Below are 26,645 nucleotides of genomic sequence, written 5' to 3'. Positions count from 1 at the left end.
ATGAAAAAAGCAATTTTAAGTGTTTCAAATAAAAGTGGAATTGTAGAATTCGCTAAATCATTAACTTCATTAGATTATGAATTATATTCTACAGGTGGCACTAAACGTGCGCTAGAAGATGCGGGTATAGCTGTAAAGTCAGTATCTGAATTAACTCAATTTCCTGAAATAATGGATGGTCGAGTAAAAACATTACATCCAGCTGTTCATGGGGGTATCCTAGCAGATCGTGATAAACAAGAACATCTCGATCAATTGAATGAACAACATATCGACCTTATCGATATGGTTGTCGTCAACTTATATCCTTTCCAAAAAACAGTAGAAAATCCAGATGTTACTGAAGCAGATGCTATTGAAAATATTGATATTGGCGGACCAACGATGTTGCGTGCTGCAGCTAAAAACTTTAAACATGTAACAACAATAGTACATCCTTCAGATTACAATGAAGTCATTGATAGAATTAAAAATAATCAATTAGATGAAGATTATAAAAAATCCTTAATGATTAAAGTATTTGAACATACAAATCAATATGATCATGCCATTGTAAGTTTCTTTAAAGGTGATAAAGAAACACTTAGATATGGTGAGAACCCTCAACAATCTGCATACTTTGTAAGAACATCAAATAGTAAACACACAATTGCTGGTGCAAAACAATTACATGGTAAACAGTTAAGCTTTAATAACATTAAAGATGCGGATGCGGCTTTAAGTTTGGTTAAAAAATTTGAAGAACCTACAGCAGTAGCAGTTAAACATATGAATCCTTGTGGCGTAGGTGTTGGAGAAACTATTGAAGATGCATTTAAAAATGCATATGATGCTGATAATCAATCCATTTTCGGTGGAATTATTGCATTGAACCGTACTGTAGATGCTAAATTAGCAGAAACATTACATTCAATCTTTTTAGAAGTAGTTATTGCTCCTAAATTTACTGAAGAAGCACTTGAAATTTTAACTCAAAAGAAAAATATACGTTTACTTGAAATAGATATGACCATTGATAACGCTGAACAAGAATTTGTTTCTGTTTCTGGTGGTTATTTAGTGCAAGATAAAGATAATAAGGATGTCACTCGTGAAGACATGACTGTTGCTACTGAAGTACGTCCAACTGAATCACAGTGGGAAGCAATGTTATTAGGATGGAAAGTTGTAAGTTCTGTAAAGAGTAACGCTGTGATTCTAAGTAATGATAAACAAACTGTTGGTATAGGTGCAGGGCAAATGAATCGCGTAGGTTCAGCTAAAATTGCTATCGAGAGAGCAATTGAAATTAATGATAATGTTGCGCTAATTTCTGATGGTTTCTTCCCAATGGGGGATACAGTAGAATATGCGGCAGAACATGGTATTAAAGCCATTATTCAACCTGGTGGCTCTATTAAAGATCAAGAATCTATTGATATGGCTAATAAATATGGTATCACAATGGTTATGACTGGAATGCGTCACTTTAAGCACTAAGTTTTACTTAAAGAAAGGAGTAAACTTATGAAAGTTTTAGTTATCGGAGCAGGTGGACGTGAACACGTGTTAGCTTCTAAAATTAATCAATCCTCACTCGTTGAAAAGGTCTATGCTATACCAGGTAATGAAGCAATGGTTAACGTTGCGGAAATTCATAATGAAATAGCCGAGTCAAGTCATCAAGAGATAATAGATTTCGCTATAAATAATAACATTGACTGGGTGGTCATTGGTCCTGAACAACCATTAATTGATGGCCTAGGAGATTTACTTAGACAACAAGGAATAAAAGTGTTTGGCCCAGGGCAAGCTGCTGCTCAAATTGAGGGTTCGAAGCTCTTTGCGAAACAACTTATGGAGAAGTATGACATTCCTACTGCAGATTATAAAGAAGTAACGAATCGATCTGACGCGCTAACGTATGTTAAAACGTGTGAATTGCCGGTAGTTATTAAGAAGGATGGTTTAGCAGCTGGGAAGGGAGTAATAATTGCCAAAACCCGAGATGAAGCTATCGAAGGTGTAGAAACGCTTTACACTAAAGAGCAAGGGCAAGTGGTTTTTGAAAGCTTTTTAGAGGGTGAAGAGTTTTCATTAATGACATTTGTTAATGGTGATTATGCAGTTCCTTTTGATTGTATCGCTCAGGATCATAAACGTGCTTATGATAATGATGAAGGCCCTAATACTGGAGGCATGGGGGCATATTGTCCTGTTCCGCATATTAGTGAGGATGTATTTCATCAAACCAATGAGCGCATTGCTCAACCTATTGCTCAAGCGATGAGTAAAGAAGGGTATCATTTCTTTGGCTTGCTCTATATTGGTGCTATTTTAACAAAAGAGGGTCCTAAAGTGATAGAGTTCAATGCAAGATTTGGTGATCCAGAAGCACAGGTGTTACTCACGCGTTTAGAAAGTGATTTAATGCAACATATTATTGATTTAGAACAACATCAACCAATTCATTTTAAATGGAAAGATGAAGCAGTTGTAGGAGTCATGTTAGCATCTAAAGGGTATCCAGGATCATATGATAAAGGATATAAAGTTAGTGGTTTCGACCCAGATTCTCATTATTTTGTTAGTGGTTTAAAGAAAGAGGGAGACCATTTTGTTAATGTTGGTGGTCGTGTGATCCTAGCCATTGGTGAAGGATCTACGGTTAAGGATGCACAAGCTGCTGCATATAACAACGCTGAAAAAATCAAAAGCGATAATCTTTTCTATCGTAATGATATAGGCAATAAAGCAATAAAATAGTAAAAAAGGAGATGCACAATAAATGTTGCATCTCCTTTTTTATGTCTATCATTTAATTGATTAAACTTTAATAAATCTAGTAACATTTTTATCCTAATTTTCCAAAACGTACATCATGAATGCCAGTTAATGGTAAATAGCCTGATAGTATGAAAGATAGACCAATAATCATTAACACACACACAATAAATACTACATCTTTATATGAGAAAGGTGTCTCGTAGTAATACGTTCTAGGGCCATCTTTAAAACCTTTAGATTCCATAGCAACTGAGAGTTGATGTGCACGTCGTATGTTTTGACTCAATAATGGAATAACTAAATGATTTAATCTTTTTAGTCCTTTATAATTTGAGGCATCAATCATTTGGTATCTCATTTTTAATGAGCGTCTCAATTGGATTAATGAACTTATAATTAAAGGAACCATTCGTATTGCTGCCATAAAGGCATAGGCAATTTTGGGTTTAATTTTTAGATGTTGCATTAAACTATAAAAAATCATAACTATTTGAGATGTTAATGCTATAAGAATCCCGAACATTGATACTGTGATTGTTCTTAAAGAGAGATGTAAGCCTCGTACTATACTTTCTTCACTAATTTGAACGATTCCAAATTTAACTAACATATGCTCACCATCACCATAAAGTATCATAAATAATGAGGATAGTAAGGCGAATAGGGTGGTAACTAGTATGAATATACCTGTAATTTTAAATTCTGTACCATTAAATAATAGTAAGAAAATAAACATGAGTAACACGATATAAATCATAAAATCGAAATTATGAATGAAGATAATAAAGAAAAAAAGTGCGATTCCTAGTATTAATTTCGTTATAATATTTACATCATCAACAAAGGTGTGACGTTTCTTCCATCTTTCAAACAACGTGCTCACCTTCAATCTCTTTAAGTATTCCATCTTCAACATGTAAACGACGTGTTGGATATCGACGAATGATTTCCGAATCATGTGTGACCATAACTATTGTTTGCCCTTGTTTAACGCGTTCTTGAAAAAGTTTAATGAGTTGGAACGTATTATGACTATCTAAACCAAATGTAGGTTCATCTAACAATACAATTTCTGCCTTTGAACTAAGGGCAGTTGCTACGCTTAATCGGCGTTTTTGTCCCGTTGATATTTCAAAAGGGTGATGATTTTTCACTTGATCTAGATGAAGTAATTTAAGCAATTGAATAGTTTCTTGTTCAGCATTTTCAGGGTCTAAATGGTTATAATGAATGTAAACTTCATCATAAACTGAATTCGTAATAAATTGTAATTCTGGATTTTGATACACGAGATACATGTGTTTTGCTGCTTGTTTAATCTTTTTCAGTTCTTCATTATTATAAGTCATTCGACCTTTATATTTTATTAATTGAAGTATTGATTCGAGCAAAGATGTTTTACCAGCACCATTTTTTCCTGTTATAGTTAGCCATTCTCCTTTATGTAATTCAAAGTCATCAACAGAGAAGAGCGTTTGTCTACCACGTACGATTTGGCCTTGTTGAAATTCAAATAAACTATTGGAAGGTTGAATATCTAGTTTAATAGGACGTGGCGCATAATTCCAGGCTTTAGGATGCCACACGCCATACTCAGTTAATAAATGTTCGTAGTCATTAAGAATGTGTTGAGGAGTATCATCAGCTATGATTTTTCCTTCATAATTCATTAATAGTACGCGATCGACATGTTGCCAAATATGTTCAACCTTATGTTCGACGATTAATACTGTTTGTTCATCCCACAATTCTATTAATTTCTTCCATAAATCCTCAGTTGCTTGAACATCTAACATAGCAGTTGGTTCATCTAAGAATAAGGTTTCCGCTCTTTGTAAAATGGTTTCTACGATAGCTAACTTCTGCTTCATACCTCCGCTTAGTTGATTTACATAAGTTTGGTCAGAAACGTTAAGATTTACAGATTCAAGTGCTTTTTTAATTTCATTATCCATTTCACTACGAGGGATTTTGCGGTTCTCTAACACAAAAGCTAACTCTTCATATACTTTAGGCATACAGAATTGTGTATCAGGATTTTGGAAAATGACACCACTTTGTTGATCGACATGTAATTCATCATATTTCATTGGTAGTTCAATTAAATTAGGAACAATACCACTTAGTACATTAAGTAATGTGCTTTTACCCGACCCTGATGGGCCGAGTAAAAGCACTTTTTCCTTATCATTAATCTCTATATTTAAGTTATCAAAAATTTTTCTATCCCCGTTAGGGTATTTCAAACGTAAATTTTTTACTTTTAACAATTAAAAAATCCCCTTATAGGTTATCGTAGTCATGTTTAGAAGCTGGTCTAAAGAGTTTAGTAACTCCCGTTTTATCAAGTGCTCTAACAAGCCAATAGGACACTAATCCTGTGATAACAATTCCGCTAATTGATCGGAATAGAATGAATAAGAATAAGTTCCATCCCGCGACTTCATTTAAGTAACCGTAAAAATAATCTACTGGGAAAGTGGCGAGTGCAGTGACCAAACCAGCAAGCATTGCTACTGCCGCAGAACGAGATTGATATTTAAAAATTGCGAAGATAATTTCGCATGCTACACCTTGTAATAAAGCATAGATAATTGTAGGTATATCAAATTTACCCATGACAATTGTTTCGCCAGCCCCTGCAGCTAGTTCAGCTAAGATTGCGATACCTGGTTTTGGAATTATTAAGTAGCAAACTACTGCTGCCATAAACCAAACACCATATGTAAGCTGCTCTAGGTGAATACCTGCAACTTGTGTAATATTGTAGAAGAACCACCATAAGTTATAGATGATTGCGAAGACTACAGATATTAATACAGTTACAAGTATTTCTGATAGTTTTAAACCTTTTGACATTGTGTCTCCTCCTAAAAAAACGCACAACCCTCCCTAGGAAAGTTGTGCGTCAGAAGATATATCTTAATGAAGTAAGTTCATCAGATTCTATAGTTAACTACACTTTCCTACGCTAGTATCTAGCTAGATCAGGTTCGAAGGGTTTGAGGATTTCCTCATCTCAGTAAATATACACCCCTAGTGCGTCGATATTTTAATTTAAATTAAATGTATGATTTTTCTATTGTATTGTCAAGGTTGTTTAAAGATATGGATAAATAAGTTAATAAAGTTCTTTATAAAAAACTCTCAAAGTATAAACTTTGAGAGCTTTTCAATGGCAAATATTTATAGTAATTAATCTAATGTATCTTGTACATCTTTTTTCGTTTGTTCAATATCATCAGTTTTTTCTTCATTTTGTTCTTTTAGTTTTTCTTCTGCCTCTTTAGCTTTTTCAGCAGATTTCTTTTCGAATTCTTCTTTTCCCATAGTATTTCCACCCCTTAAATAGGAATAATTGTTTACACAACAACTTTACCCCGTTATTCTATAGATAAACCCTAATAGGTCTATAGACGTATTTCATGGTTAATTTAAAGACAATTAGAAAATCTTCATATATAATAACGTTTGAGGTGAACAGTATGTCTTTTCTTAGGAAACACACCGAGATCATATTTAGCTACATTATCGGTATCGTTTCACTTTTCACAGGTCTCATCATTCTAATTAACTTGCCATTGATTAAACAATTTAATGGTGATAAAAAAGTTAATACTCATGTACATAATGTATGGGAATTTCTTAATGCATTCTTCGCTGAAATTATAAAAGTGATGAGTAGGTTTATAGGTAGTTTCCCAGTTATAAGTGCCATTATTATTATTTTGTTTGGTATCTTAGTTATGCTTTTAGGTCATACTTTATTCAGAACTATTAAATATGACTATGACATATCCATTTTCTTCTTAGTTATTGGTATTATGTATTTTATTATTACACTAATATTAATGACTCAAGTTTATGGTTTCTTCGCAATTGTGTTTATTATACCGTTCATCGTTCACATCGGATACATTGTTTATAAAGATGAATTAAATAAAAATAATCGTAAAAGTCATTATATGTGGATTATCGTGACATATGGTATTAGTTATTTGATTACACAAATTTCTTTATACGGACGTATAGATGCGAATGAAATTGAATCTATAGATATTTTAAGTGTGAACACATTCTTCATTATTATGTGGTTATTAGGACAGATGTCTATATGGAATTTCTTATTCTTAAGACGATCATTACCATTAACTAAAGAAGAGTTAGGCGAGGAAGAACCTGAACTTTCTAGAACTAATAAAGGAAACGTATCTAATCAAACTAAAGTTCACTTAAAACAACTACAAGATAAGACAACAGAATATGCACGTAAGACTAGAAGAAGTGTAGATTTAGATAAAATAAGAGCTAAAAGAGATAAATTTAAGGAAAAAGTTAAAAATATTGTAGATATTCAAGAAGATGATATTCCTAATTGGATGAGAAAGCCAAAATGGATTAAACCAATGTATGTTGAGTTGTTCTGTGGTGCTGTTATTTTATTCTTTACATTTCTTGAATTTAATAACCGCAACGCCCTATTCTTATCAGGAGAATGGGAACTTTCTCAAACGCAATATGTAGTAGAGTGGGTCACACTCATATTATTACTATTCATAATCATCATCTTTATTGCTACAACTTTAACTTATTATTTAAGAAATAAATTTTATTACTTACAGCTCTTCATGGGTAGTATTTTATTCTTTAAATTCTTAACTGAATTTATCAATATTATGATTCACGGTCTATTGTTATCAATTTTCATCACACCAATTTTACTGTTAATGTTAATTGCAATGATTGTTGCTTATTCATTACAGTTAAGAGAGAAACCATAATTGATTATTAAAAGTCATTGTTATTGTTTATTCAATAGCAGTGGCTTTTTTACATATAATTAAAGACTGATATTTGTTAAAATGATTTTGAAATTGTGCTTACGTATTAATTTTTGAAAAAAGAGAATAGAAAGTGAGGTAAAAGTAAAAAATGAAAATAGCAACATTGAATAGAGGTAAAGAAACTAAATATCTTAATCAATATCCTTTAATTGATGAGGAAGATATTTACCAACATGACCACCTTAAAGAAGGGGATTTAGTTAAAATTGTGACTGATCAACAACAGTATATCGCAACTGGTTATGTTGGCCGTCAACATAAAGGATTAGGTTGGGTATTAAGTTATGATGAAAATGAGGACATTAACACTCAATTCTTCGTAAAATTATTTGAAAGTGCATTAGAGGAAAGAGAATATTATTTCAACATTGATGGTACAAATGCTTTTAGACTTTTTAATGCTGAGGGTGACGGCGTAGGAGGTCTCACAATTGATAATTATGATAGTCATTTATTAATTCAATGGTATTCCAAAGGCATTTATAAATTTAGATATCTTATCATAGAAGCAATTAAAACAGTATTTGGTTATACGTCTATATATGAAAAAATGAGATTTAAGGATACAACATACACAGGTGGATTTGTTGATGGTGAAGCCCCTGAGTTTCCAATTACTATTGAAGAAAATTTCACATTTTATAATGTAGATTTAGAAGATGGTTTAATGACTGGTATCTTTTTAGATCAAAAGGAAGTACGTAAAAAATTAAGAGACCAATTTTCCGAAGATAGAGATGTATTAAATTTATTTAGTTATACAGGAGCGTTTTCAGTTATAGCAGCTCATAATGCACGCTCAACTACAAGTGTTGACTTAGCAAATCGTTCAAGAGGCTTAACGGAAGAAAACTTTGGTTTAAATGGTATTGATCCTAAATCTCAATACATTTATGTGATGGATACGTTTGACTATTATAATTACGCGGCACGTCATGGTCTTCAGTATGAAACGGTAGTCATTGATCCTCCAAGTTTTGCACGCAATAAGAAAAAGACATTCTCAGTTCAAAAAGACTATGGTTCACTCGTTAAAGGCGCCTTAAGTGTATTAGCTCCAGAGGGTTCACTGCTATTATGTACAAATTCAAGTGCATTTTCTTTAAAAGCGTTCAAAAATGTGATTAAAAAGACATTAGATGAAGAGGGGGTAGAGTTTGAAATAAGAGAGGTCATGGGACTTCCTAAAGATTTCAAGACTCATCCACATTACAAACCTTCAAAATATTTAAAAGCTGTATTTATAGATATTAAGCATTAAATTTTTAAATATTGGGTATAAGATTTTATTGAAACAATACTAAGAAAGGATGTATGAATTTGGGTATTAGAAGTAAATTCACAAATGATATCACTAATAAAGTGGGCAATGAACTTTTAAATATAGAAGAAATTAAAGAAAAAAATAATTTACCTAAGACTAAAGAAGAATTAGCGCGTCGCCGAGAACAGGCGTTAACGTTAGTTAAAAAGAAATCAATACTTTCATCAGGCGCAAGTATTGTACCTATCCCAGGATTAGACTTCGGTGTAGATATTAAATTAATGAGAGACATTATTGAGGATGTTAACAAAATTTATGGTTTAGATCATAAAGAAGTGAATTCGTTAGGGGATGATGTAAGAGAGAGAGTGATGTCTGCAGCAGCGATTCAAGGGAGTCAATTTGTAGGAAGAAAAGTTTCAGAAGCACTCTTAAAAGTTGTTATTAAAGATGTAGCGAAACGAGCAGCTGCTAAACAAACAAAATGGTTCCCAGTGATCGGTCAAGCTGTTTCAGCTTCAATTAGTTACTACTTTATGAATAAACTTGGTAAAGATCACGTTGAAAAATGTGAAAAAGTTATCAATAACCTATAGTAAGTGATATAATTTCTAATGTAACGTAAATAATGATATTGAAACCGGTTTTAAACGAATTGAATTTAACAATCGGTTTTGGTAAAGTTATTGTATAAAATATATGTTAGATTGTAATAATATTGAAGATTCTAACTATACGAAGGAGAATATAACTATGGAACAAAAATCATATGTAATTATCGACGAAACAGGGATTCACGCTCGCCCTGCTACAATGCTAGTTCAAACTGCATCAAAATTTGATTCAGATATTCAATTAGAATATAACGGTAAAAAAGTTAACTTAAAATCAATCATGGGTGTTATGAGTTTAGGTGTAGGTAAAGATGCTGAAATCACTATTTATGCTGACGGTAGCGATGAAACTGATGCTATTGAATCTATCAGTGATGTCTTATCAAAAGAAGGATTAACTAAATAATTATGTCTAACTTAATTAAAGGGATTGCTGCCTCTGATGGTGTAGCAATCGCAAAAGCTTACTTATTAGTAGAGCCAGATTTATCTTTTGACAGTAACGAACAGGTCACTGATGTAGAAGGCGAAGTTAATAAATTCAATAAAGCTATCGAAGCATCTAAAGTTGAATTAACTAAGATTAGAAATAATGCAGAAGTTCAATTAGGCGCTGATAAAGCAGCTATTTTTGATGCTCATTTATTAGTTCTAGATGATCCAGAATTAATTCAACCTATCCAAGATAAAATTAGAAATGATAAAGTTAATGCGGCTACAGCATTAAACGATGTGACAACTCAATTTGTTACTATTTTCGAATCTATGGATAATGAATACATGAAAGAACGTGCAGCAGATATTAGAGACGTTTCTAAACGTGTTTTAGCGCACATTCTAGGTGTAGAATTACCAAACCCAAGTATGATTGATGAAAGCGTTGTTATAATTGGTAACGATTTAACACCTTCAGATACTGCACAATTAAACAAGGAATTCGTCCAAGGCTTTGTAACTAACATCGGTGGTAGAACGAGCCACTCTGCAATAATGAGTCGTTCACTTGAAATTGCAGCAGTTGTAGGTACGCAAACTATCACTCAGCAAGTTAAACAAGGTGATATGATTGTTGTAGATGGAATTACAGGTGATGTAATTATCGATCCAACTGAAGACGAATTAATCGCTTATCAAAACAAACGTGAACGTTTCTTTGAAGATAAGAAGGAACTACAAAAATTACGTGACGCGGATACGGTAACTGTTGATGGTGTGCATGCTGAATTAGCAGCGAATATTGGTACGCCAAATGATTTACCAGGAGTTATTGAAAACGGTGCTCAAGGTATAGGTTTATACCGTACAGAATTCCTTTATATGGGAAGAGACCAAATGCCAACTGAGGAAGAACAATTTGAAGCCTACAAACAAGTACTAGAAACAATGGATGGTAAACGTGTTGTTGTACGTACTTTAGATATCGGTGGAGATAAAGAGCTTCCTTACTTAAATTTACCTGAAGAAATGAATCCATTCTTAGGTTATAGAGCAATTCGTTTATGTTTAGCTCAACAAGATATTTTTAGACCGCAATTACGTGCATTATTACGTGCATCTGCTTACGGTAAATTAAATATCATGTTCCCAATGGTTGCTACTATCAAAGAATTCCGTGATGCTAAAGCGATTCTTTTAGAAGAAAAGAAAAACCTTGAAAATGAAGGTTATGAGATATCTGACGATATCGAATTAGGTATCATGGTTGAAATTCCAGCAACTGCTGCATTAGCAGATGTATTTGCGAAGGAAGTAGACTTCTTTAGTATCGGTACTAATGACTTAATTCAATACACACTAGCTGCTGATCGTATGTCAGAACGTGTATCTTATTTATATCAACCATATAATCCTTCTATTTTACGTCTTGTTAAGCAAGTAATAGAGGCTTCTCATAAAGAAGGTAAATGGACTGGTATGTGTGGTGAAATGGCCGGAGATGAAACAGCTATTCCATTATTACTAGGTTTAGGATTAGATGAGTTCTCAATGAGTGCAACTTCTATTCTTAAAGCTAGAAGACAAATTAATGGTTTAAGTAAAAATGAAATGGCTGAATTAGCTAATCGCGCTATTGAATGTGCTACACAAGAAGAAGTTATGGAATTAGTTAACAATAAAGCAAAATAATATAGCTTAATAATACAGCATGAGAGAGTGAATGCAACATTGCATTTACTCTCTTTTTAATCTGTAATTGAAATAAGCTGGCTTCACTTATTAAAAAATCACTCAATATCCTAGAAAAGATAATGTTGAGTGATTTTTATGACTAATTTTAACTATCTAAATTCAATGTAGAATTTATTTTGTCCATATCTACACTATACATTGGTTCATTATTTAATAAGATAAAAGGCGTTGCAAATGCATCATAATCAATCATTTCATTACGATATTGATTATTTTTAATATTCTTTTCAATAAAATCAACGCCTTGCTCTGATAAATAATTTTTCACGAAAGTGCATGGTGGACAATCATCTTGGGTATAAATGACAATGTTCGAAGTCATATAGGTCGTCCTTTCATTAGTAATTCTCAAAATACTATATAGAAAAATGTTGAGAATTTCAAACATGTGAACATTATGTGTCTTGTCAAAAAATGTACATATAAATTTAAAGCAATTTAATTTTGTTCAAAGTCATGAGGTTTTATAATTTTAGACACTTGTGACTCCAATTATTAATAAAAATAGATAAAAAAGGTGATTTATATATGGATTCAGTTGAAATTAGCCGATTTCTCACTGGTATGACATTAGCAGTGCATATTATATTTGCCACAATCGGCGTAGGTATGCCTTTAATGTTTGCGATTGCAGAATTTATCGGTATTAGAAAGAATGATGCAAACTACATTGCATTAGCGAAAAGATGGTCAAAAGGGTACACAATTACAGTAGCCGTTGGAGTCGTGACAGGTACTATTATAGGCTTACAACTTTCGCTTGTGTGGCCAACATTTATGAAAATGGGTGGGCATGTTATTGCTTTACCTTTATTTATGGAAACTTTCGCTTTCTTCTTTGAAGCAATCTTCTTAAGTATTTATCTGTATACTTGGGATAGATTTAAAAATAAATGGACGCATTTTATTATTTCATTACCTGTAATTATTGGCGGTTCATTCTCGGCGTTTTTTATTACATCAGTTAACTCATTTATGAATACACCAGCAGGTTTTGAAATGAAAAATGGACGCATGGTTAATGTACAACCATTAGAGGCAATGTTTAACTCCTCATTTATTGTCAGAGCATTCCATGTAGTAGCTACTGCTGGTATGACGATGGCATTTATATTGGCTGCAATAGCGGCGTTTAAATTATTACGTAATAAACATTCTGAAGATAAAACTTATCATAAAAAAGCATTGAAAATGACAATGATAGTTGGTTTCTTATCAACGATATTATCAATGGTAGCTGGAGATCTTTCCGCTAAATTCTTGCACAAAGTGCAACCAGAAAAACTAGCTGCTTATGAGTGGCATTATGATACTCAATCACATGCTAACTTAGTATTCTTTGGTGTGCTCAATGAGAAGACACATGAAGTAACTGGTGCTATTGAGATTCCGGGATTACTTAGTTTCTTAGCAGATGACAGTTTCAAAACAAAAGTTAAAGGATTAACTGATTTTCCTAAAAATGATTTACCACCTATGATTGTTCATTATTTCTTTGATTTAATGGTTTCTATGGGTGTGTTCTGTTTCATTATTTCAGGACTATATATGTTAATTTTATTCTTCAAGAAATTACGTAAATTTAAAGTTAATAAAGCTATGCTATATGCAATACTTTTAACTGGCCCAGCCTCATTACTTGCAATAGAATTTGGTTGGTTCTTAACTGAAATGGGTCGTCAACCTTGGATCATTAGAGGTTATATGCGTGTGTCTCAAGCTGCTACACAAGCAGGTGGTATCACGTTAGTTACGATTCTCTTCGGTATATTGTATCTCGTGCTTATGGTAACAGCAGCTTATGTACTTATTCGTATGTATCGAAATAAACCTGCTTATCAAGATGTAGACAAAGTGATTGAAGAAAGAGGTGGAACAAAATGATTTACGCATATATTGGGATAACAGTATTATGGATATTTTTATTTTGTTACATCATCGTAGCATCAATTGACTTTGGTGCTGGATTTTTCGCTTTACATTCTAGAATTACTGGTGAAGAGAAGAAGATCAATCACTTAATTCATCGTTATCTTAATCCAGTGTGGGAAGTTACAAATGTTTTCTTTGTCTTTTTCTTCGTTGGATTTATTGGGTTCTTCCCTGATTCTGCAAAGTATTTGGGAACCGTTTTATTAGTTCCAGGTTCAATAGCATTAATTCTTATCTCCATTAGAAGTAGTTTTTATGCTTTTGAAAATTACGGACAAGATACGAAGTTACCATGGATAGTGCTCTATGGTTTTACAGGATTACTTATTCCAGCATCATTAGCTACTGCACTAACTATCTCGGAAGGTGGATATATTAGGGAACATGGGTCTCATATAGATTTGAACTGGGTACAATTACTATTGAGTCCATTTGCCTGGTCTGTGGTATTCTTGGCTATCATTTCGGTTCTATATATTTCTTCAGGTTTCTTAACATTTTATGCTAGTAAAGCAAAAGATAAACCTGCATACCACTTAACAAGACAATGGCATATTTTCTGGGGCCCGCCTATGATTGTTATTTCACTGTTTGTATTTTTATCTTTAAGAATACAAAATGCAGATCATTTTAATAATGCTGTATTTAACTATTGGTGGATGTTTGTAATCAGTTTTATCTTCTTTTTAATTGCAGGTGTATTAACGATTCTTAAGAAAAATCATGGATTAGCTTTTGTCATGGTCATATTACAGATGTTCTTTGCATTCTTTGGCTATGGTATGAGTAAATTGCCATTTTTATTACATCCATTTGTGAAAATCACAAGTTCTCATGTTAACCCAGAAATGGGATTAGCATTAGTTATAGCCTTTATTTTAGGTTTACTTTTATTAATTCCATCGTTAATATTATTATTAAGATTATTTGTTTTTGATAAAGAGTACGTAGAAGGAAAGAAATAATATAACCTTTGAGTATAAGGGGAGATATGTTGATATATTTTATCATCAAACTCTCTTTTTCTCTTTTATTTAATGGAGGACGCATATGGATAAAGAATACGTCGTTATTGGACTAGGTCGTTTTGGTGGCAGTATTGTTAGAGAACTTAACGCTTTAGATATGGATGTCATGGCAATTGATAATGATGAAAATCGTGTCAATGAATACAGTGATATCGCAACACATGCAGTTGTAGCTGATACGACTGATGAAGCGGTCATGAAAAGTTTAGGTATACGTAACTTTGATCATGTCATTGTGGCCATTGGTGAAAACATTCAATCAAGTACGTTAACTACTTTAATTTTAAAAGAGTTAGGTGTTAAAAAGGTAACTGCAAAAGCACAAAACGATTACCATGCTAAAATATTAAATAAAATAGGTGCAGACACTGTCGTTCACCCAGAACGTGATATGGGTAGACGTATAGCGCATAATGTAGCAAGTGCGAGTGTATTAGATTATTTAGAACTTGCTGATGAGCATTCAATTGTAGAGCTTAAAGCGACTGAAAAAATGGCTGGACAGACTATAATTAATTTAGACATCCGAGCACAATATGGTATAAATATCATTGCAATTAAACGAGCGAAAGAATTTATCGTTTCCCCAGATCCGAATCTTAGTATAGAGATTGGTGATATTTTAATCATGATTGGTCATGATAATGATTTAGGTCGTTTCGAGAAAAATATAGCCAAATAATCGGTGACGATAAATTAAGATATACGTTTTTTCTTTTAGCTTATAAATGAATTGAGTTAAAATTCATTTATAAGCTTTTTTGTATAGAATTATTTAATTGAGTCGGTTATACCCATCATACGATTTCATGCTAATCTAAACATAAAAAAATAATAAAGCTTCAATCAATTTAAAAACAAAATAAAATATGAAATATTGTGATTGATTAAATCTATAATTTATTAAGTTTTGCGTAAACACTTGAGAAATAGAATATATCAATTAGGGAAGATAACAAAAATTTTAAAACAATGATGTTAACATTAAATTTGAAAAAATTAATAAGGAGAGTGGATATGTGTAAATTTGTTTTAAAATGCACATCATTGTTAGTAATTGTTTTGTTATTATGTAGTTGTTCGAACATAAAAAATGGCTCATTTAATAATCATTCAAACCGCACTAAATGCATAACAATTTATGGTGATTACAAATGTGCCTATTGTAAAAAAATTGAAAATACTATCGTTCCTAAATTGAAAAAAGATTATATAAAAAAAGACAAAGCGGAAGTTAATTTTGTTAATCTCGGTTTCTTAGGCAAAGACTCTATGAAAGCTGGACGAGCAGCATTAGCAGTCAAACTCATATCTGATAAAGAGTATTTAAAATTTAATCACTTAATTTTTAACGAACAACCTAAAAATAGCCATAAAACTTGGATTACTAATAGATTATTAGATAAGCAAATAGATAAACTTAACTTGAATGATGAAGAAATAAAAAAAGTTAAGAAAATGTATAAAGAAAAAGATAGTAAAGCATGGGAAATGGCTAATGATGATAAAAAAGTTGCTAAAAAGAAAAAAGTTAAGAAAGTTCCTTTAGTATACATAAATGGTGAAAAAGTAAAAAACCCATATAAATATAAAGAATATCAACGCATATTAGACAAAAAGACATCGTAAAATTATATATTCATGCAACAACTAGAGTGAAAACTAAAGGAGAAAAAAAGTTAATTAAAAACAAGCTATATATACTTAGTATTATCACACTCATGATTATAGACATTATCTAAATTAATAATGATAATGTCATCAAAAGCCCAATTGGTTACAGACTTATTTATTTAATTATGTTTATTTCATTTCTAATGATTGTAATAGGAACTACTGTTAGAAAGAGAAATAAATAAAAGGCAAGGACATGTGTCCTTGCCTTAAATATTTAAACAGATAAATTTTATAAGTTAAAAATGTTATTTAGACTCATTTTTATCTTGTTTGTTATTTTTCTTATTAGAAGGTTTATTGTTACCTTTATCTTCATTCACTTTCATAATTACTGGTAAAATCATCGGTCTACGAGCTGTCTTTTCATATAGATAAGGTTGAAGTGTTTCAATAATTGATGATTTAATCTGATGCCATTGAATATCTTTGTTACCATTTAATTTAGATATCACGTCTGTTTTAATTTTACGTTGTGCGTCATAAATAAGTTGACCGGATTCGCGCATATAAACAAAGCCACGTGAAATGATATCAGGTCCTGATAATAACTTATTAGTATTAAAATCGATACTTACAACAACAATGACTAAACCTTCTTCAGAAAGTAGTTTACGATCTCTAATAACTACATTTCCGATATCTCCAATACCGCTACCGTCTACTAACACATTACCTGATGGGATTCTTCCAGCTTTACGAGCTGAATCATGTGTTAAAGCTAAGACATCACCGATATCGAAAATGAATACATTATCCTCATCTACACCACATTCAACACCCGTTTGACCATGTGCTTTCAACATACGATATTCACCATGAATCGGTAAGAAATACTTAGGTTGAATTAAACGTAGCATCAATTGTTGGTCACCTTGTGAACCATGACCTGACGTGTGAATATTTGAAATCTTACTGTGAATGACATCCGCACCAGCTTTATATAAAGCATTTATAGTGCGATTGATACTTTTAGTGTTACCTGGAATAGGAGATGAACTGAATACAACAGTATCTTCAGGTATAATTTTGATTTGTTTATGTGTACCATTTGCAATTCTTGATAATGCAGCCATTGGTTCACCTTGTGAACCAGTACAAAGAATTAACAATTCGTGTTTAGGTATATTGTTAATTTTATTAGGTTCAACAAATGTTTCAGGTGGTGCTTTAATATATCCAAGCTCCATACCAATTTTTATGTTATTTTCCATTGAACGACCAAAAGTAACGATTTTACGATTATATTTTATCGCTGCTTCAACTGCTTGTTGTACACGATAAATATTAGATGCGAAGGTAGCGAAAATGATACGGCCCTTGCAATTTCTAAAAATCTTATCAACGTTTTGTCCAACTTCACGTTCGCTAAGCGTAAAATCAGGTACTAGTGAATTTGTTGAGTCAGATAATAAACATAGTACGCCTTCTTCTCCAAGTTTAGCCATTTTAGCTATATTAGCTGGCTCTCCAACTGGAGTGAAATCAAACTTAAAGTCACCAGTATGAACAATTTTACCTTCTGGTGTATCAACGATAACTCCGTATGCTTCAGGAATACTATGAGTAGTTAAATAGAATGATATTTCAAAATGCTTAGATTTTATTACACTACTCTCATCAATTTCATGTAATTCAGTGGTTCTAAGTAAATGATGTTCTTCTAATTTATTGCGTATGAGACCTAATGCTAATGGACCACCGTAAATAGGTACATTAATTTGTTTTAATAGGAAGGGCACACCACCTATATGGTCTTCGTGTCCATGAGTAATAAACAGACCTACAATTTTGTCTTGGTTCTGTTCTAAGTAAGTGTAGTCAGGAATAACATAATCTATTCCTAGTAAGTTATCATCTGGGAATTTAATACCTGCATCAATGATAACAATTTCATTCTTGTACTCGATGGCGTAGGTATTTTTACCAACTTCACCTAAACCACCAAGTGCATACACACCTACTTCATTAGAATGTAATTGCTTCATTATTCAGCATTCTCCACATTGAAGTGAGTTGAGTGTTCTTTCTCATAGTCTAAATGTGCGCCCTCTAATTTAGTAATAAACTCAATATTATAATTACGATCTTTCAAATAACGTCGAACTTGTTCTTCAGTTTGTCCTTCAACATAAATTGTTTGAGTGTTCTCACGAACGATGACTTCGTCTTTATTATGTTGATAAAATACTTTAAATACTGCCATTTTATATATTTCCTCCTAGAATAATTTCCATAATTTATTTACGACCCTAGTCATTAATACTCGGGTTATTAAAGAATATTCATGCGTACAATTAAGTCTTCAATAATCTAGTGTTCTAATATTTTATTTAGAAACATACCAGCTCAATCTAAACTTTAATATATGTGTTCGTTTAATTTCACTGCCCAGTATGTTTTCTAGGGTAATAGTGTCGTTCCTAATTAGAAATTAGTATTGATATACTAAGATTTCAGTTAACTTATATTTTACATGATGTATTTGAATAAATAAAGCAGTTTTATCTTACTAATTATTGAGTCATACGTATTATTATATATAGAAATATTTTTATTTTGAAAAATAAAAAATACACTTCATCAAGCGTGATAAGTTATCAACTTGATAAAGTGTATATAAGTTTAATAATTTTACTTAAACTTCGACTGCATCTTCGTGAGGTTTAAGTGGTTCATTAGCGTCAATATAATCATAAAACATAACGCCATTTAAATGATCAATTTCGTGTTGAAACACAATTGCTGGATAGCCTTTTAATCTTAGTTTAACTTCATTACCGTCTATATCTTGAGCTTTAATTGTCACTCTATTATGACGGTGTACTAATCCTGGAATGTTTTCGTCAACACTCAAACAACCTTCGCCAGTTGGTAGATAAGCTTCCTGCACACTGTAGCTCATAACTTTAGGATTGACGAGCATATAATCATAAGATTTTCCATTACCATCGTCTGGTAAATAAACTGCTATCATTCTTTTAGCCACATCAATTTGTGGAGCTGCCAAACCAACGCCAGAACGTAATCCATAACGTTTTGCAGTTTCTTCATCTTGACTATTAATTAAAAACTCTCGCATAGAGCGTAAAGTTTCTTTATCTTCTTCAGAAAGAGGGAAACTTAATTCTTTAGCCTTCTCACGAAGCGTTGGATGACCGTCTCTAATAATATCTTTCATAGTTAACATGTCATACACCTTCCTTAAGTAATAATATATCAGATACTATAGAGATTAGTACATTAATAGGTATTTGATTTTGAATGAAGGTTTTATAATATAGGAGGAACAGACACTTTAGACTATTCCATTTAGCTTCAATGAATCGTTTTATTAGTGTATATTGATTTATGAACAATAATTATTTAATATTACAAGCGAACAACTATGAGGAGGTAACAGTTAATGAAGTTCGGTAAAACTGTCGCAATTGTCCTAACATCAACAGTGTTATTAGCTGGATGTACAACTGACAAAAAAGAAATTAAAAAATATGACAACCAAGTTCAAAAAGCTTTTGACCAAGAAAAATCAGTAAATAGTACTAGTAAAAAAATAAATGATTTAGAAGAAAAGAAACAAAAATTATTTAAAAAAGTAAATGGTAAAGATCAGAATACAAGAAAACAAGCTGCAGAAGATATCGTAAAAAATGTAGAGAAGCGTCAAAAAGAATTTAAAAACGAAGAACAAGCATTGAATAATTCTGAAAAAGAATTTAAAAAAGCTAAACAGTATATGAATCATATTGATAACTCGGCTAAGAAAAAAGAAGTAACTCAACTTAATGATGCACTCAAAGAAAAATACGAAGCACATGATGCATATGCAAAGGCTTACAAAAAAGCTTTAAACAAAGAAAAAGAACTGTTTACATTCTTGAACCAAGATGGTGCTACACAATCAGAAGTAGACAGTAAATCTAAAGATTTATCAAAAGCATATAAAGATATGAATAAAAAATTCAATACCTACTCAAAAGCGATGAGAAAGGTTACTCAAGAGAAACAAGACGTAGATCAATTGAAATAAATTATCAGACTGATACAGTTGTGCGGAAAGTACTATAACAGACCGTGCAACTGTATCTTTTTCTATTGAAACAGAACTTTATGAAATCGTTTAACAGGAAAAATCATTTGTGATACAATTAGGGAGGATAAAATGAATTTCTATTTACATGGGAAAGGTATGGTGAATTGAATGGCTCCTAAGTTACAAGCCCAATTCGATGCAGTTAAAGTATTAAATGAAACTCAATCGAAATTTGAAATGGTTCAAATTTTGGATGAGGATGGTAATGTCGTAAATGAAGACTTAGTACCTGATTTAACAGATGAACAATTAGTAGAATTAATGGAAAGAATGGTATGGACGCGTATTCTTGACCAACGTTCTATCTCATTAAACAGACAAGGACGTTTAGGTTTCTATGCACCTACAGCAGGTCAAGAAGCATCTCAACTTGCTTCACAATATGCTTTAGAAAAAGAAGACTTCATCCTACCTGGTTATCGTGATGTTCCTCAAATTATTTGGCATGGTTTACCACTTACAGAAGCTTTCTTATTCTCTAGAGGACACTTCAAAGGTAACCAATTCCCTGAAGGCGTTAATGCACTAAGTCCACAAATTATTATCGGTGCTCAATATGTACAAACAGCTGGAGTAGCATTCGGTCTTAAAAAACGTGGTAAAAACGCAGTAGCAATTACTTATACTGGTGATGGTGGTTCTTCACAAGGTGACTTCTATGAAGGTATCAACTTTGCATCAGCGTATAAAGCGCCTGCTATTTTTGTAATTCAAAATAATAATTACGCTATTTCAACACCACGTAGTAAACAAACTGCTGCAACAACATTAGCTCAAAAAGCTATCGCAGTAGGTGTACCAGGTATTCAAGTAGATGGTATGGATGCTTTAGCTGTATATCAAGCTACATTAGAAGCGCGTGAAAGAGCTGTTGCAGGTGAAGGTCCAACAGTAATTGAAACATTAACTTATCGTTATGGACCACATACAATGGCTGGTGATGATCCAACTCGTTACAGAACCTCAGATGAAGACGCAGAGTGGGAGAAAAAAGACCCATTAGTACGTTTTAGAAAATATTTAGAAGCAAAAGGTCTTTGGAATGAAGATAAAGAAAATGAAGTCATTGAACGTGCTAAATCTGAAATTAAAACAGCTATTAAAGAGGCTGACAATACAGACAAACAAACTGTTACTTCTCTAATGGATATTATGTATGAAGATATGCCTCAAAATTTATCAGAACAATATGAAATTTACAAAGAGAAGGAGTCGAAGTAAGCCATGGCACAAATGACAATGGTTCAAGCGATTAACAACGCGCTTAAAAGTGAACTTAAAAGAGACGAAGACGTTTTAGTTTTCGGTGAAGACGTTGGTGTTAACGGCGGTGTATTCCGTGTTACTGAAGGTTTACAAAAAGAATTTGGTGAAGATCGAGTATTTGACACACCATTAGCGGAATCTGGTATTGGTGGTTTAGCGTTAGGATTAGCTGTAACAGGTTATCGCCCAGTTATGGAAATCCAATTCTTAGGATTCGTATTTGAAGTATTTGACGAAGTTGCAGGTCAAATTGCTCGTACACGTTTCCGTTCTGGCGGGTCTAAACCAGCACCAGTTACTATTCGTGCACCATTTGGTGGTGGAGTACACACTCCAGAATTACACGCCGATAATTTAGAAGGTATCTTAGCACAATCACCTGGTTTAAAAGTGATTATTCCATCTGGGCCATATGATGCGAAAGGCTTATTAATTTCAGCAATTCAAAGTAATGACCCTGTTGTCTACTTAGAACATATGAAATTGTATCGTTCTTTCCGTGAAGAGGTACCGGAAGAAGAATATACAATTGACATTGGTAAAGCTAATGTTAAAAAAGAAGGTAATGATATATCTCTAATTGCGTACGGTGCTATGGTTCAAGAATCTATCAAAGCAGCTGAAGAGCTTGAAAAAGATGGATACTCTGTCGAAGTCATCGACTTACGTACAGTTCAACCAATTGACATTGATACATTAGTTGCATCAGTAGAAAAAACTGGTCGTGCAGTAGTTGTTCAAGAAGCACAACGCCAAGCTGGTGTAGGTGCACAGGTTGCTGCAGAATTAGCTGAGCGTGCAATTCTTTCATTAGAAGCACCTATCGCTCGTGTAGCTGCAGCTGATACTGTATATCCATTCACTCAAGCTGAGAATGTTTGGTTACCAAACAAAAATGACATCGTTGAACAAGCTAAAGCTACATTAGAGTTCTAATTTAAACTCATTAATAAATTAAGTAGCTAACTATAGCAATGAGTAATGAATAAGTGTAAACTAGGTTGTAAGGGCTTCCTTAACTTGCAACTTTAGTATATAAGTATTTGAAATGATTTGATTAAGTAAAATCTTAGGAGGACAAGAACGTGGCATTTGAATTTAGATTACCCGATATCGGGGAAGGTATCCACGAAGGTGAAATTGTAAAATGGTTTGTTAAAGCTGGAGATACCATCGAAGAAGATGATGTCTTAGCAGAAGTGCAAAACGACAAATCTGTAGTAGAAATCCCATCGCCTGTTAGCGGAACTGTTGAAGAAGTTTTAGTAGATGAAGGAACTGTTGCAGTAGTTGGTGACGTTATTGTAAAAATTGATGCTCCTGATGCTGAAGAAATGCAATTTAAAGGTAGCCATAGTGATGACTCTTCTAAACAAGAAGAGAAACAAGAAGAAGCACCAGCTGAAAAAGAATCAACTTCATCATCACAAACTCAGGAAGCTTCAACAGCTTCTACTCAAGAAGCAGAAGTTGATGAGAATAAAACAGTTAAGGCTATGCCTTCTGTACGTAAATACGCTCGTGAAAATGGTGTAAACATTAAAGCTGTTACAGGCTCTGGTAAAAACGGACGTATTACTAAAGAAGACGTAGACGCATACTTAAATAGTGGAAGCACGGATTCAGCTTCTAACGAAAGTGCAGCTGCATCATCTACAGGTAGTGAAGAAACTAGTGCTTCAGCTAGTCAATCAGTACCAGAAGGTGACTTCCCAGAAACAACTGAGAAAATCCCTGCTATGCGTAAAGCAATTGCTAAAGCAATGGTTAACTCAAAACATACAGCACCTCATGTTACATTAATGGATGAAATTGATGTACAAGAATTATGGGATCACCGTAAAAAATTCAAAGAAATTGCAGCTGAACAAGGTACTAAACTAACGTTCTTACCATATGTTGTTAAGGCTTTAGTTTCTGCACTTAAAAAATATCCAGCACTTAACACTTCATTTAATGAAGAAGCTGGCGAAGTTGTACACAAACATTATTGGAATATCGGTATCGCAGCTGACACAGATAAAGGTTTATTAGTTCCTGTTGTTAAACATGCGGATCGTAAATCAATCTTCGAAATTTCAGATGAAATCAATGAACTTGCAGTTAAAGCTCGTGACGGTAAATTGACTTCAGATGAAATGAAAGGTGCAACTTGTACAATCAGTAATATCGGTTCAGCTGGTGGACAATGGTTCACTCCAGTTATCAATCACCCAGAAGTAGCCATCTTAGGAATTGGCCGTATTGCTCAAAAACCTATTGTTAAGGATGGAGAAATTATAGCAGCTCCAGTATTAGCGTTATCACTAAGCTTTGACCACAGACAAATTGATGGCGCAACTGGTCAAAATGCTATGAATCACATTAAACGTTTATTAAATAATCCAGAACTATTATTAATGGAGGGGTAAAAACATGGTAGTTGGAGATTTCCCAATTGAAACAGATACTATTGTAATCGGAGCAGGTCCTGGCGGATACGTTGCAGCAATTCGTGCAGCGCAATTAGGACAAAAAGTAACAATCGTTGAGAAAGGTAATTTAGGTGGCGTGTGCTTAAACGTTGGTTGTATTCCATCTAAAGCATTATTACACGCGTCTCATCGTTTTGTTGAAGCGCAACATTCAGAAAACTTAGGGGTTATTGCTGAGAGCGTGTCTTTAAACTACGAGAAAGTCCAAGAATTCAAATCATCAGTAGTAAATAAATTAACTGGTGGTGTTGAAGGATTATTAAAAGGTAACAAAGTTGAAATCGTTAAAGGTGAAGCATACTTTGTTGATAATAATAGCCTTCGCGTTATGGACGAAAAAAGTGCTCAAACTTACAATTTCAAACATGCTATTATCGCAACTGGTTCTAGACCAATTGAAATTCCTAATTTTGAATTTGGTGAGCGTGTTATCGATTCAACTGGCGCTTTAAATTTACAAGAAGTTCCTGGTAAACTTGTTGTTGTTGGTGGCGGTTATATCGGCTCTGAATTAGGTACAGCATTTGCTAACTTCGGTTCAGAAGTAACAATCCTTGAAGGTGCTAAAGACATCTTAGGTGGATTCGAAAAACAAATGACTCAACCAGTTAAAAAAGGCATGAAAGAAAAAGGTATCGAAATTGTCACTGAAGCTATGGCTAAATCTGCTGAAGAAACTGACAATGGCGTTAAAGTTACGTATGAAGCTAATGGTGAAGAACAAACTATTGAAGCTGACTACGTATTAGTTACTGTAGGACGTCGTCCAAACACTGATGAATTAGGCTTAGAGGAATTAGGTCTTAAATTCGCAGATCGTGGTTTATTAGAAGTAGATAAACAAAGCCGTACTTCTATTGAGAATATCTTTGCAATTGGTGATATCGTTCCTGGTTTACCACTTGCACATAAAGCAAGTTACGAAGCTAAAGTAGCTGCTGAAGCAATTGATGGTCAAGCTGCTGAAGTTGATTACATTGGTATGCCTGCAGTATGCTTCACTGAACCAGAATTAGCTCAAGTTGGTTACACTGAGGCTCAAGCGAAAGAAGAAGGTTTATCAATTAAAGCTTCTAAATTCCCATATGCAGCTAATGGACGTGCGTTATCATTAGATGATACTAATGGTTTTGTTAAATTAATTACACTTAAAGAAGATGATACTTTAATTGGTGCTCAAGTTGTTGGTACTGGCGCATCTGATATCATCTCTGAATTAGGTTTAGCAATTGAATCAGGTATGAATGCAGAAGATATCGCATTAACTGTTCATGCTCACCCAACTTTAGGTGAAATGTCAATGGAAGCTGCTGAAAAAGCAATTGGTTATCCAATCCATACTATGTAATTATTAAACCTTAATCACAATAGTTAAAGATTAATCATTATATACTGCTGAGACTCGTCATGTGCGGGTCTCAGCTTTTTTTAATTATTATTTGTATCGGTTGTTTTATAAAAATGGCTCCGATACACTGTACTTACATAATTATTACAGGAGGTTATTAAGACAATGGAATATCAATATCCTTTAGATTTAGATTGGACGAATGAAGAAATGATGCAAGTCATTCAGTTTTTTAATAAAATTGAAAATTACTATGAATCTTCTGTTAAAGGTGAAGATGTAAAAAAAGCTTATAAAAAATTTAAAGACATTGTACCTGGCAAAGCTGAAGAAAAACAAATCTTTAAAGAATTTGAAAATAAAAGCGGATATAATAGTTATAAAGTTGTTCAAGAGGTAAATAAATATCCTGAACAGCAGAGATTTGGTAAAGATTCTTAATTGATTTCAGATACACTTATTATCTAAAAATTTATACTTACTTGTTTTCTAAAACAATTGAATAAAACTATTGCTTACAAAGCTATATTCTGTTACTTTTATAAAGCACTAAACAAAATGTTTGATATTAGTAAACTTAATGTAGCTTTTTTAGGTGGTTAAAAATATGGATATAGGATATAAATTAAGAAATTTAAGACGTATTAAAAATTTTACTCAGGAAGAACTTGCCGAACGTACGGATTTGTCAAAAGGGTATATCTCTCAGATTGAGAGTCAACATGCGTCTCCAAGTATAGAGACGTTTTTAAACATTTTAGAAGTTCTTGGGACATCAGCTAGTGACTTTTTTCAAGAGCGCCCAAGTGAGAAAGTGTTATATAAAAAGAAAGATCAAATTACATATGATGAATACGATCGAGGTTATATTCTAAATTGGCTAGTTACAGATTCAAATGAATTTGAAATGGAACCATTGATCCTTACATTGAAACCTGGAGCATCCTATAAAAATTTTAAACCATCTGAGTCAGACACGTTTATATACTGCTTAGAAGGTGAAGTGTCATTGCTACTTGGTAATCAAACTTATAAAGCGAGTACTGAAGATGTACTTTATTTTAAGGCGAGAGATAAACATCGCTTATACAATGAAACTCATGAAGAAGTGAAAATATTAATTGTTGCCACAGCTTCATATTTATAGGG

The 26,645-nt window shown here is 33.0% G+C and carries 26 protein-coding genes and 1 riboswitch; of the genes, 18 read left to right on the top strand and 8 right to left on the bottom strand.

Going from position 1 to position 26,645, the window contains the following annotated elements:
- Both purH and purD read left to right on the top strand, forming a co-directional pair.
- Positions 1–1,479, top strand: a complete 1,479-nt coding sequence (purH, locus tag MHI13_RS14540) for a bifunctional phosphoribosylaminoimidazolecarboxamide formyltransferase/IMP cyclohydrolase (protein WP_047796119.1) — start codon at positions 1–3, stop codon at positions 1,477–1,479.
- A 27-nt stretch (positions 1,480–1,506) separates the two neighbouring features.
- On the top strand, positions 1,507–2,745 hold the full coding sequence (gene purD / locus MHI13_RS14535; protein ID WP_064210257.1) for a phosphoribosylamine--glycine ligase: 1,239 nt from the start codon (positions 1,507–1,509) through the stop codon (positions 2,743–2,745).
- An 88-nt stretch (positions 2,746–2,833) separates the two neighbouring features.
- Here the strand turns inward: purD and MHI13_RS14530 are convergent, their stop codons facing one another.
- The 4 genes from MHI13_RS14530 to graF form a co-directional block, all read right to left on the bottom strand.
- Positions 2,834–3,640 (bottom strand): energy-coupling factor transporter transmembrane component T family protein, encoded by an 807-nt coding sequence (locus tag MHI13_RS14530; RefSeq protein WP_002435305.1) that lies wholly within the window; start codon positions 3,638–3,640, stop codon positions 2,834–2,836.
- The gene (locus tag MHI13_RS14525) at positions 3,633–5,036 is read right to left on the bottom strand and encodes an ABC transporter ATP-binding protein (protein WP_064210256.1); all 1,404 of its coding nucleotides are present in this window, start codon (positions 5,034–5,036) and stop codon (positions 3,633–3,635) included. The genes MHI13_RS14530 and MHI13_RS14525 overlap by 8 nt, the downstream gene beginning before the upstream one ends.
- A gap of 13 nt (positions 5,037–5,049) precedes the next feature.
- Positions 5,050–5,625: an ECF transporter S component gene (locus MHI13_RS14520; RefSeq protein ID WP_002435415.1), complete on the bottom strand. Its 576-nt coding sequence runs from the start codon at positions 5,623–5,625 to the stop codon at positions 5,050–5,052.
- Positions 5,626–5,712: 87 nt separating this feature from the next.
- Positions 5,713–5,814, bottom strand: a riboswitch (TPP riboswitch).
- Positions 5,815–5,961: 147 nt separating this feature from the next.
- Positions 5,962–6,096 carry a glycopeptide resistance-associated protein GraF gene (graF, locus tag MHI13_RS14515; protein WP_002435469.1) on the bottom strand — a complete coding sequence of 45 codons (135 nt, stop codon included), beginning with the start codon at positions 6,094–6,096 and terminating at the stop codon, positions 5,962–5,964.
- A gap of 155 nt (positions 6,097–6,251) precedes the next feature.
- Between graF and auxA the strand changes: the two genes are divergently transcribed.
- The 5 genes from auxA (at position 6,252) to ptsP (ending at position 11,615) form a co-directional block, all read left to right on the top strand.
- On the top strand, positions 6,252–7,547 hold the full coding sequence (gene auxA, locus MHI13_RS14510; RefSeq protein ID WP_002435336.1) for a lipoteichoic acid stability factor AuxA: 1,296 nt from the start codon (positions 6,252–6,254) through the stop codon (positions 7,545–7,547).
- Between the two features lie 151 nt (positions 7,548–7,698).
- The gene (locus tag MHI13_RS14505; protein ID WP_064210254.1) at positions 7,699–8,871 is read left to right on the top strand and encodes a class I SAM-dependent rRNA methyltransferase; all 1,173 of its coding nucleotides are present in this window, start codon (positions 7,699–7,701) and stop codon (positions 8,869–8,871) included.
- Positions 8,872–8,930: 59 nt separating this feature from the next.
- Positions 8,931–9,470 carry a hypothetical protein gene (locus tag MHI13_RS14500; protein WP_002435405.1) on the top strand — a complete coding sequence of 180 codons (540 nt, stop codon included), beginning with the start codon at positions 8,931–8,933 and terminating at the stop codon, positions 9,468–9,470.
- Between the two features lie 157 nt (positions 9,471–9,627).
- A complete protein-coding gene (locus MHI13_RS14495) occupies positions 9,628–9,894 on the top strand; it encodes a phosphocarrier protein HPr (RefSeq protein WP_002435387.1) in 267 nt (88 codons plus the stop codon).
- Positions 9,895–9,896: 2 nt separating this feature from the next.
- Entirely contained in the window at positions 9,897–11,615 is a 1,719-nt protein-coding gene (gene ptsP, locus MHI13_RS14490) for a phosphoenolpyruvate--protein phosphotransferase (protein ID WP_064210253.1), read from the top strand.
- Between the two features lie 148 nt (positions 11,616–11,763).
- Here the strand turns inward: ptsP and MHI13_RS14485 are convergent, their stop codons facing one another.
- Complete coding sequence (locus tag MHI13_RS14485) at positions 11,764–12,000, bottom strand: glutaredoxin family protein (protein ID WP_064210252.1); 237 nt, start codon at positions 11,998–12,000, stop codon at positions 11,764–11,766.
- A 206-nt stretch (positions 12,001–12,206) separates the two neighbouring features.
- Between MHI13_RS14485 and MHI13_RS14480 the strand changes: the two genes are divergently transcribed.
- The 4 genes from MHI13_RS14480 to MHI13_RS14465 all read left to right on the top strand — a co-directional run bounded on the left by MHI13_RS14480 (position 12,207) and on the right by MHI13_RS14465 (position 16,267).
- Positions 12,207–13,562, top strand: coding sequence for a cytochrome ubiquinol oxidase subunit I (locus tag MHI13_RS14480; protein WP_030065190.1), 1,356 nt, complete (start codon positions 12,207–12,209; stop codon positions 13,560–13,562).
- Positions 13,559–14,575: a cytochrome d ubiquinol oxidase subunit II gene (locus tag MHI13_RS14475; protein ID WP_023350471.1), complete on the top strand. Its 1,017-nt coding sequence runs from the start codon at positions 13,559–13,561 to the stop codon at positions 14,573–14,575. Before MHI13_RS14480 ends, MHI13_RS14475 begins: the two co-directional genes overlap by 4 nt.
- An 85-nt stretch (positions 14,576–14,660) precedes the next feature.
- The gene (locus MHI13_RS14470; RefSeq protein WP_002435479.1) at positions 14,661–15,320 is read left to right on the top strand and encodes a potassium channel family protein; all 660 of its coding nucleotides are present in this window, start codon (positions 14,661–14,663) and stop codon (positions 15,318–15,320) included.
- A 365-nt stretch (positions 15,321–15,685) separates the two neighbouring features.
- Entirely contained in the window at positions 15,686–16,267 is a 582-nt protein-coding gene (locus MHI13_RS14465) for a DsbA family protein (RefSeq protein ID WP_243081536.1), read from the top strand.
- 293 nt (positions 16,268–16,560) lie between these two features.
- Here MHI13_RS14465 and rnjA read toward each other — a convergent pair whose 3' ends face one another.
- From rnjA to def, 3 genes are all read right to left on the bottom strand, one after another.
- Positions 16,561–18,300 carry a ribonuclease J1 gene (rnjA, locus tag MHI13_RS14460; RefSeq protein ID WP_002435458.1) on the bottom strand — a complete coding sequence of 580 codons (1,740 nt, stop codon included), beginning with the start codon at positions 18,298–18,300 and terminating at the stop codon, positions 16,561–16,563.
- Positions 18,300–18,518 carry a DNA-dependent RNA polymerase subunit epsilon gene (locus MHI13_RS14455; RefSeq protein ID WP_002435438.1) on the bottom strand — a complete coding sequence of 73 codons (219 nt, stop codon included), beginning with the start codon at positions 18,516–18,518 and terminating at the stop codon, positions 18,300–18,302. Before MHI13_RS14455 ends, rnjA begins: the two co-directional genes overlap by 1 nt.
- 432 nt (positions 18,519–18,950) lie before the next feature.
- On the bottom strand, positions 18,951–19,502 hold the full coding sequence (def, locus tag MHI13_RS14450; protein WP_064210251.1) for a peptide deformylase: 552 nt from the start codon (positions 19,500–19,502) through the stop codon (positions 18,951–18,953).
- 216 nt (positions 19,503–19,718) lie between these two features.
- On the opposite strand from def, the gene MHI13_RS14445 reads away from it, so the two are divergent.
- The 7 genes from MHI13_RS14445 to MHI13_RS14415 all read left to right on the top strand — a co-directional run bounded on the left by MHI13_RS14445 (position 19,719) and on the right by MHI13_RS14415 (position 26,643).
- Entirely contained in the window at positions 19,719–20,345 is a 627-nt protein-coding gene (locus MHI13_RS14445; RefSeq protein ID WP_023350467.1) for a YkyA family protein, read from the top strand.
- 171 nt (positions 20,346–20,516) lie between these two features.
- Complete coding sequence (pdhA, locus tag MHI13_RS14440) at positions 20,517–21,629, top strand: pyruvate dehydrogenase (acetyl-transferring) E1 component subunit alpha (protein WP_002435429.1); 1,113 nt, start codon at positions 20,517–20,519, stop codon at positions 21,627–21,629.
- 3 nt (positions 21,630–21,632) lie between these two features.
- Positions 21,633–22,610, top strand: a complete 978-nt coding sequence (locus tag MHI13_RS14435; RefSeq protein WP_064210250.1) for an alpha-ketoacid dehydrogenase subunit beta — start codon at positions 21,633–21,635, stop codon at positions 22,608–22,610.
- A gap of 149 nt (positions 22,611–22,759) precedes the next feature.
- The gene (locus MHI13_RS14430; RefSeq protein ID WP_064210249.1) at positions 22,760–24,085 is read left to right on the top strand and encodes a dihydrolipoamide acetyltransferase family protein; all 1,326 of its coding nucleotides are present in this window, start codon (positions 22,760–22,762) and stop codon (positions 24,083–24,085) included.
- 4 nt (positions 24,086–24,089) lie between these two features.
- Positions 24,090–25,496, top strand: coding sequence for a dihydrolipoyl dehydrogenase (lpdA, locus tag MHI13_RS14425; protein WP_002435425.1), 1,407 nt, complete (start codon positions 24,090–24,092; stop codon positions 25,494–25,496).
- Positions 25,497–25,661: 165 nt separating this feature from the next.
- Positions 25,662–25,937 carry a UPF0223 family protein gene (locus MHI13_RS14420; protein WP_064210248.1) on the top strand — a complete coding sequence of 92 codons (276 nt, stop codon included), beginning with the start codon at positions 25,662–25,664 and terminating at the stop codon, positions 25,935–25,937.
- Between the two features lie 166 nt (positions 25,938–26,103).
- A complete protein-coding gene (locus tag MHI13_RS14415; RefSeq protein ID WP_002435290.1) occupies positions 26,104–26,643 on the top strand; it encodes a helix-turn-helix domain-containing protein in 540 nt (179 codons plus the stop codon).
- Positions 26,644–26,645 lie beyond the last annotated feature (2 nt).

Source organism: Staphylococcus sp. FSL K6-0223 (assembly GCF_038008285.1).
Note: the sequence above shows the minus strand (reverse complement) of the source record. Positions and strands in the feature narration are given on the sequence as shown.

Coding starts and splice junctions, on each gene's coding strand:
- purH (WP_047796119.1), top strand. CDS start 1: ATGAAAAAAGCAATTTTAAGTGTTTCAAATAAAAGTGGAATTGTAGAA.
- purD (WP_064210257.1), top strand. CDS start 1,507: ATGAAAGTTTTAGTTATCGGAGCAGGTGGACGTGAACACGTGTTAGCT.
- MHI13_RS14520 (WP_002435415.1), bottom strand. CDS start 5,625: ATGTCAAAAGGTTTAAAACTATCAGAAATACTTGTAACTGTATTAATA.
- graF (WP_002435469.1), bottom strand. CDS start 6,096: ATGGGAAAAGAAGAATTCGAAAAGAAATCTGCTGAAAAAGCTAAAGAG.
- auxA (WP_002435336.1), top strand. CDS start 6,252: ATGTCTTTTCTTAGGAAACACACCGAGATCATATTTAGCTACATTATC.
- MHI13_RS14505 (WP_064210254.1), top strand. CDS start 7,699: ATGAAAATAGCAACATTGAATAGAGGTAAAGAAACTAAATATCTTAAT.
- MHI13_RS14495 (WP_002435387.1), top strand. CDS start 9,628: ATGGAACAAAAATCATATGTAATTATCGACGAAACAGGGATTCACGCT.
- ptsP (WP_064210253.1), top strand. CDS start 9,897: ATGTCTAACTTAATTAAAGGGATTGCTGCCTCTGATGGTGTAGCAATC.
- MHI13_RS14485 (WP_064210252.1), bottom strand. CDS start 12,000: ATGACTTCGAACATTGTCATTTATACCCAAGATGATTGTCCACCATGC.
- MHI13_RS14480 (WP_030065190.1), top strand. CDS start 12,207: ATGGATTCAGTTGAAATTAGCCGATTTCTCACTGGTATGACATTAGCA.
- MHI13_RS14475 (WP_023350471.1), top strand. CDS start 13,559: ATGATTTACGCATATATTGGGATAACAGTATTATGGATATTTTTATTT.
- MHI13_RS14470 (WP_002435479.1), top strand. CDS start 14,661: ATGGATAAAGAATACGTCGTTATTGGACTAGGTCGTTTTGGTGGCAGT.
- rnjA (WP_002435458.1), bottom strand. CDS start 18,300: ATGAAGCAATTACATTCTAATGAAGTAGGTGTGTATGCACTTGGTGGT.
- MHI13_RS14455 (WP_002435438.1), bottom strand. CDS start 18,518: ATGGCAGTATTTAAAGTATTTTATCAACATAATAAAGACGAAGTCATC.
- def (WP_064210251.1), bottom strand. CDS start 19,502: ATGTTAACTATGAAAGATATTATTAGAGACGGTCATCCAACGCTTCGT.
- MHI13_RS14445 (WP_023350467.1), top strand. CDS start 19,719: ATGAAGTTCGGTAAAACTGTCGCAATTGTCCTAACATCAACAGTGTTA.
- pdhA (WP_002435429.1), top strand. CDS start 20,517: ATGGCTCCTAAGTTACAAGCCCAATTCGATGCAGTTAAAGTATTAAAT.
- MHI13_RS14435 (WP_064210250.1), top strand. CDS start 21,633: ATGGCACAAATGACAATGGTTCAAGCGATTAACAACGCGCTTAAAAGT.
- lpdA (WP_002435425.1), top strand. CDS start 24,090: ATGGTAGTTGGAGATTTCCCAATTGAAACAGATACTATTGTAATCGGA.
- MHI13_RS14420 (WP_064210248.1), top strand. CDS start 25,662: ATGGAATATCAATATCCTTTAGATTTAGATTGGACGAATGAAGAAATG.
- MHI13_RS14415 (WP_002435290.1), top strand. CDS start 26,104: ATGGATATAGGATATAAATTAAGAAATTTAAGACGTATTAAAAATTTT.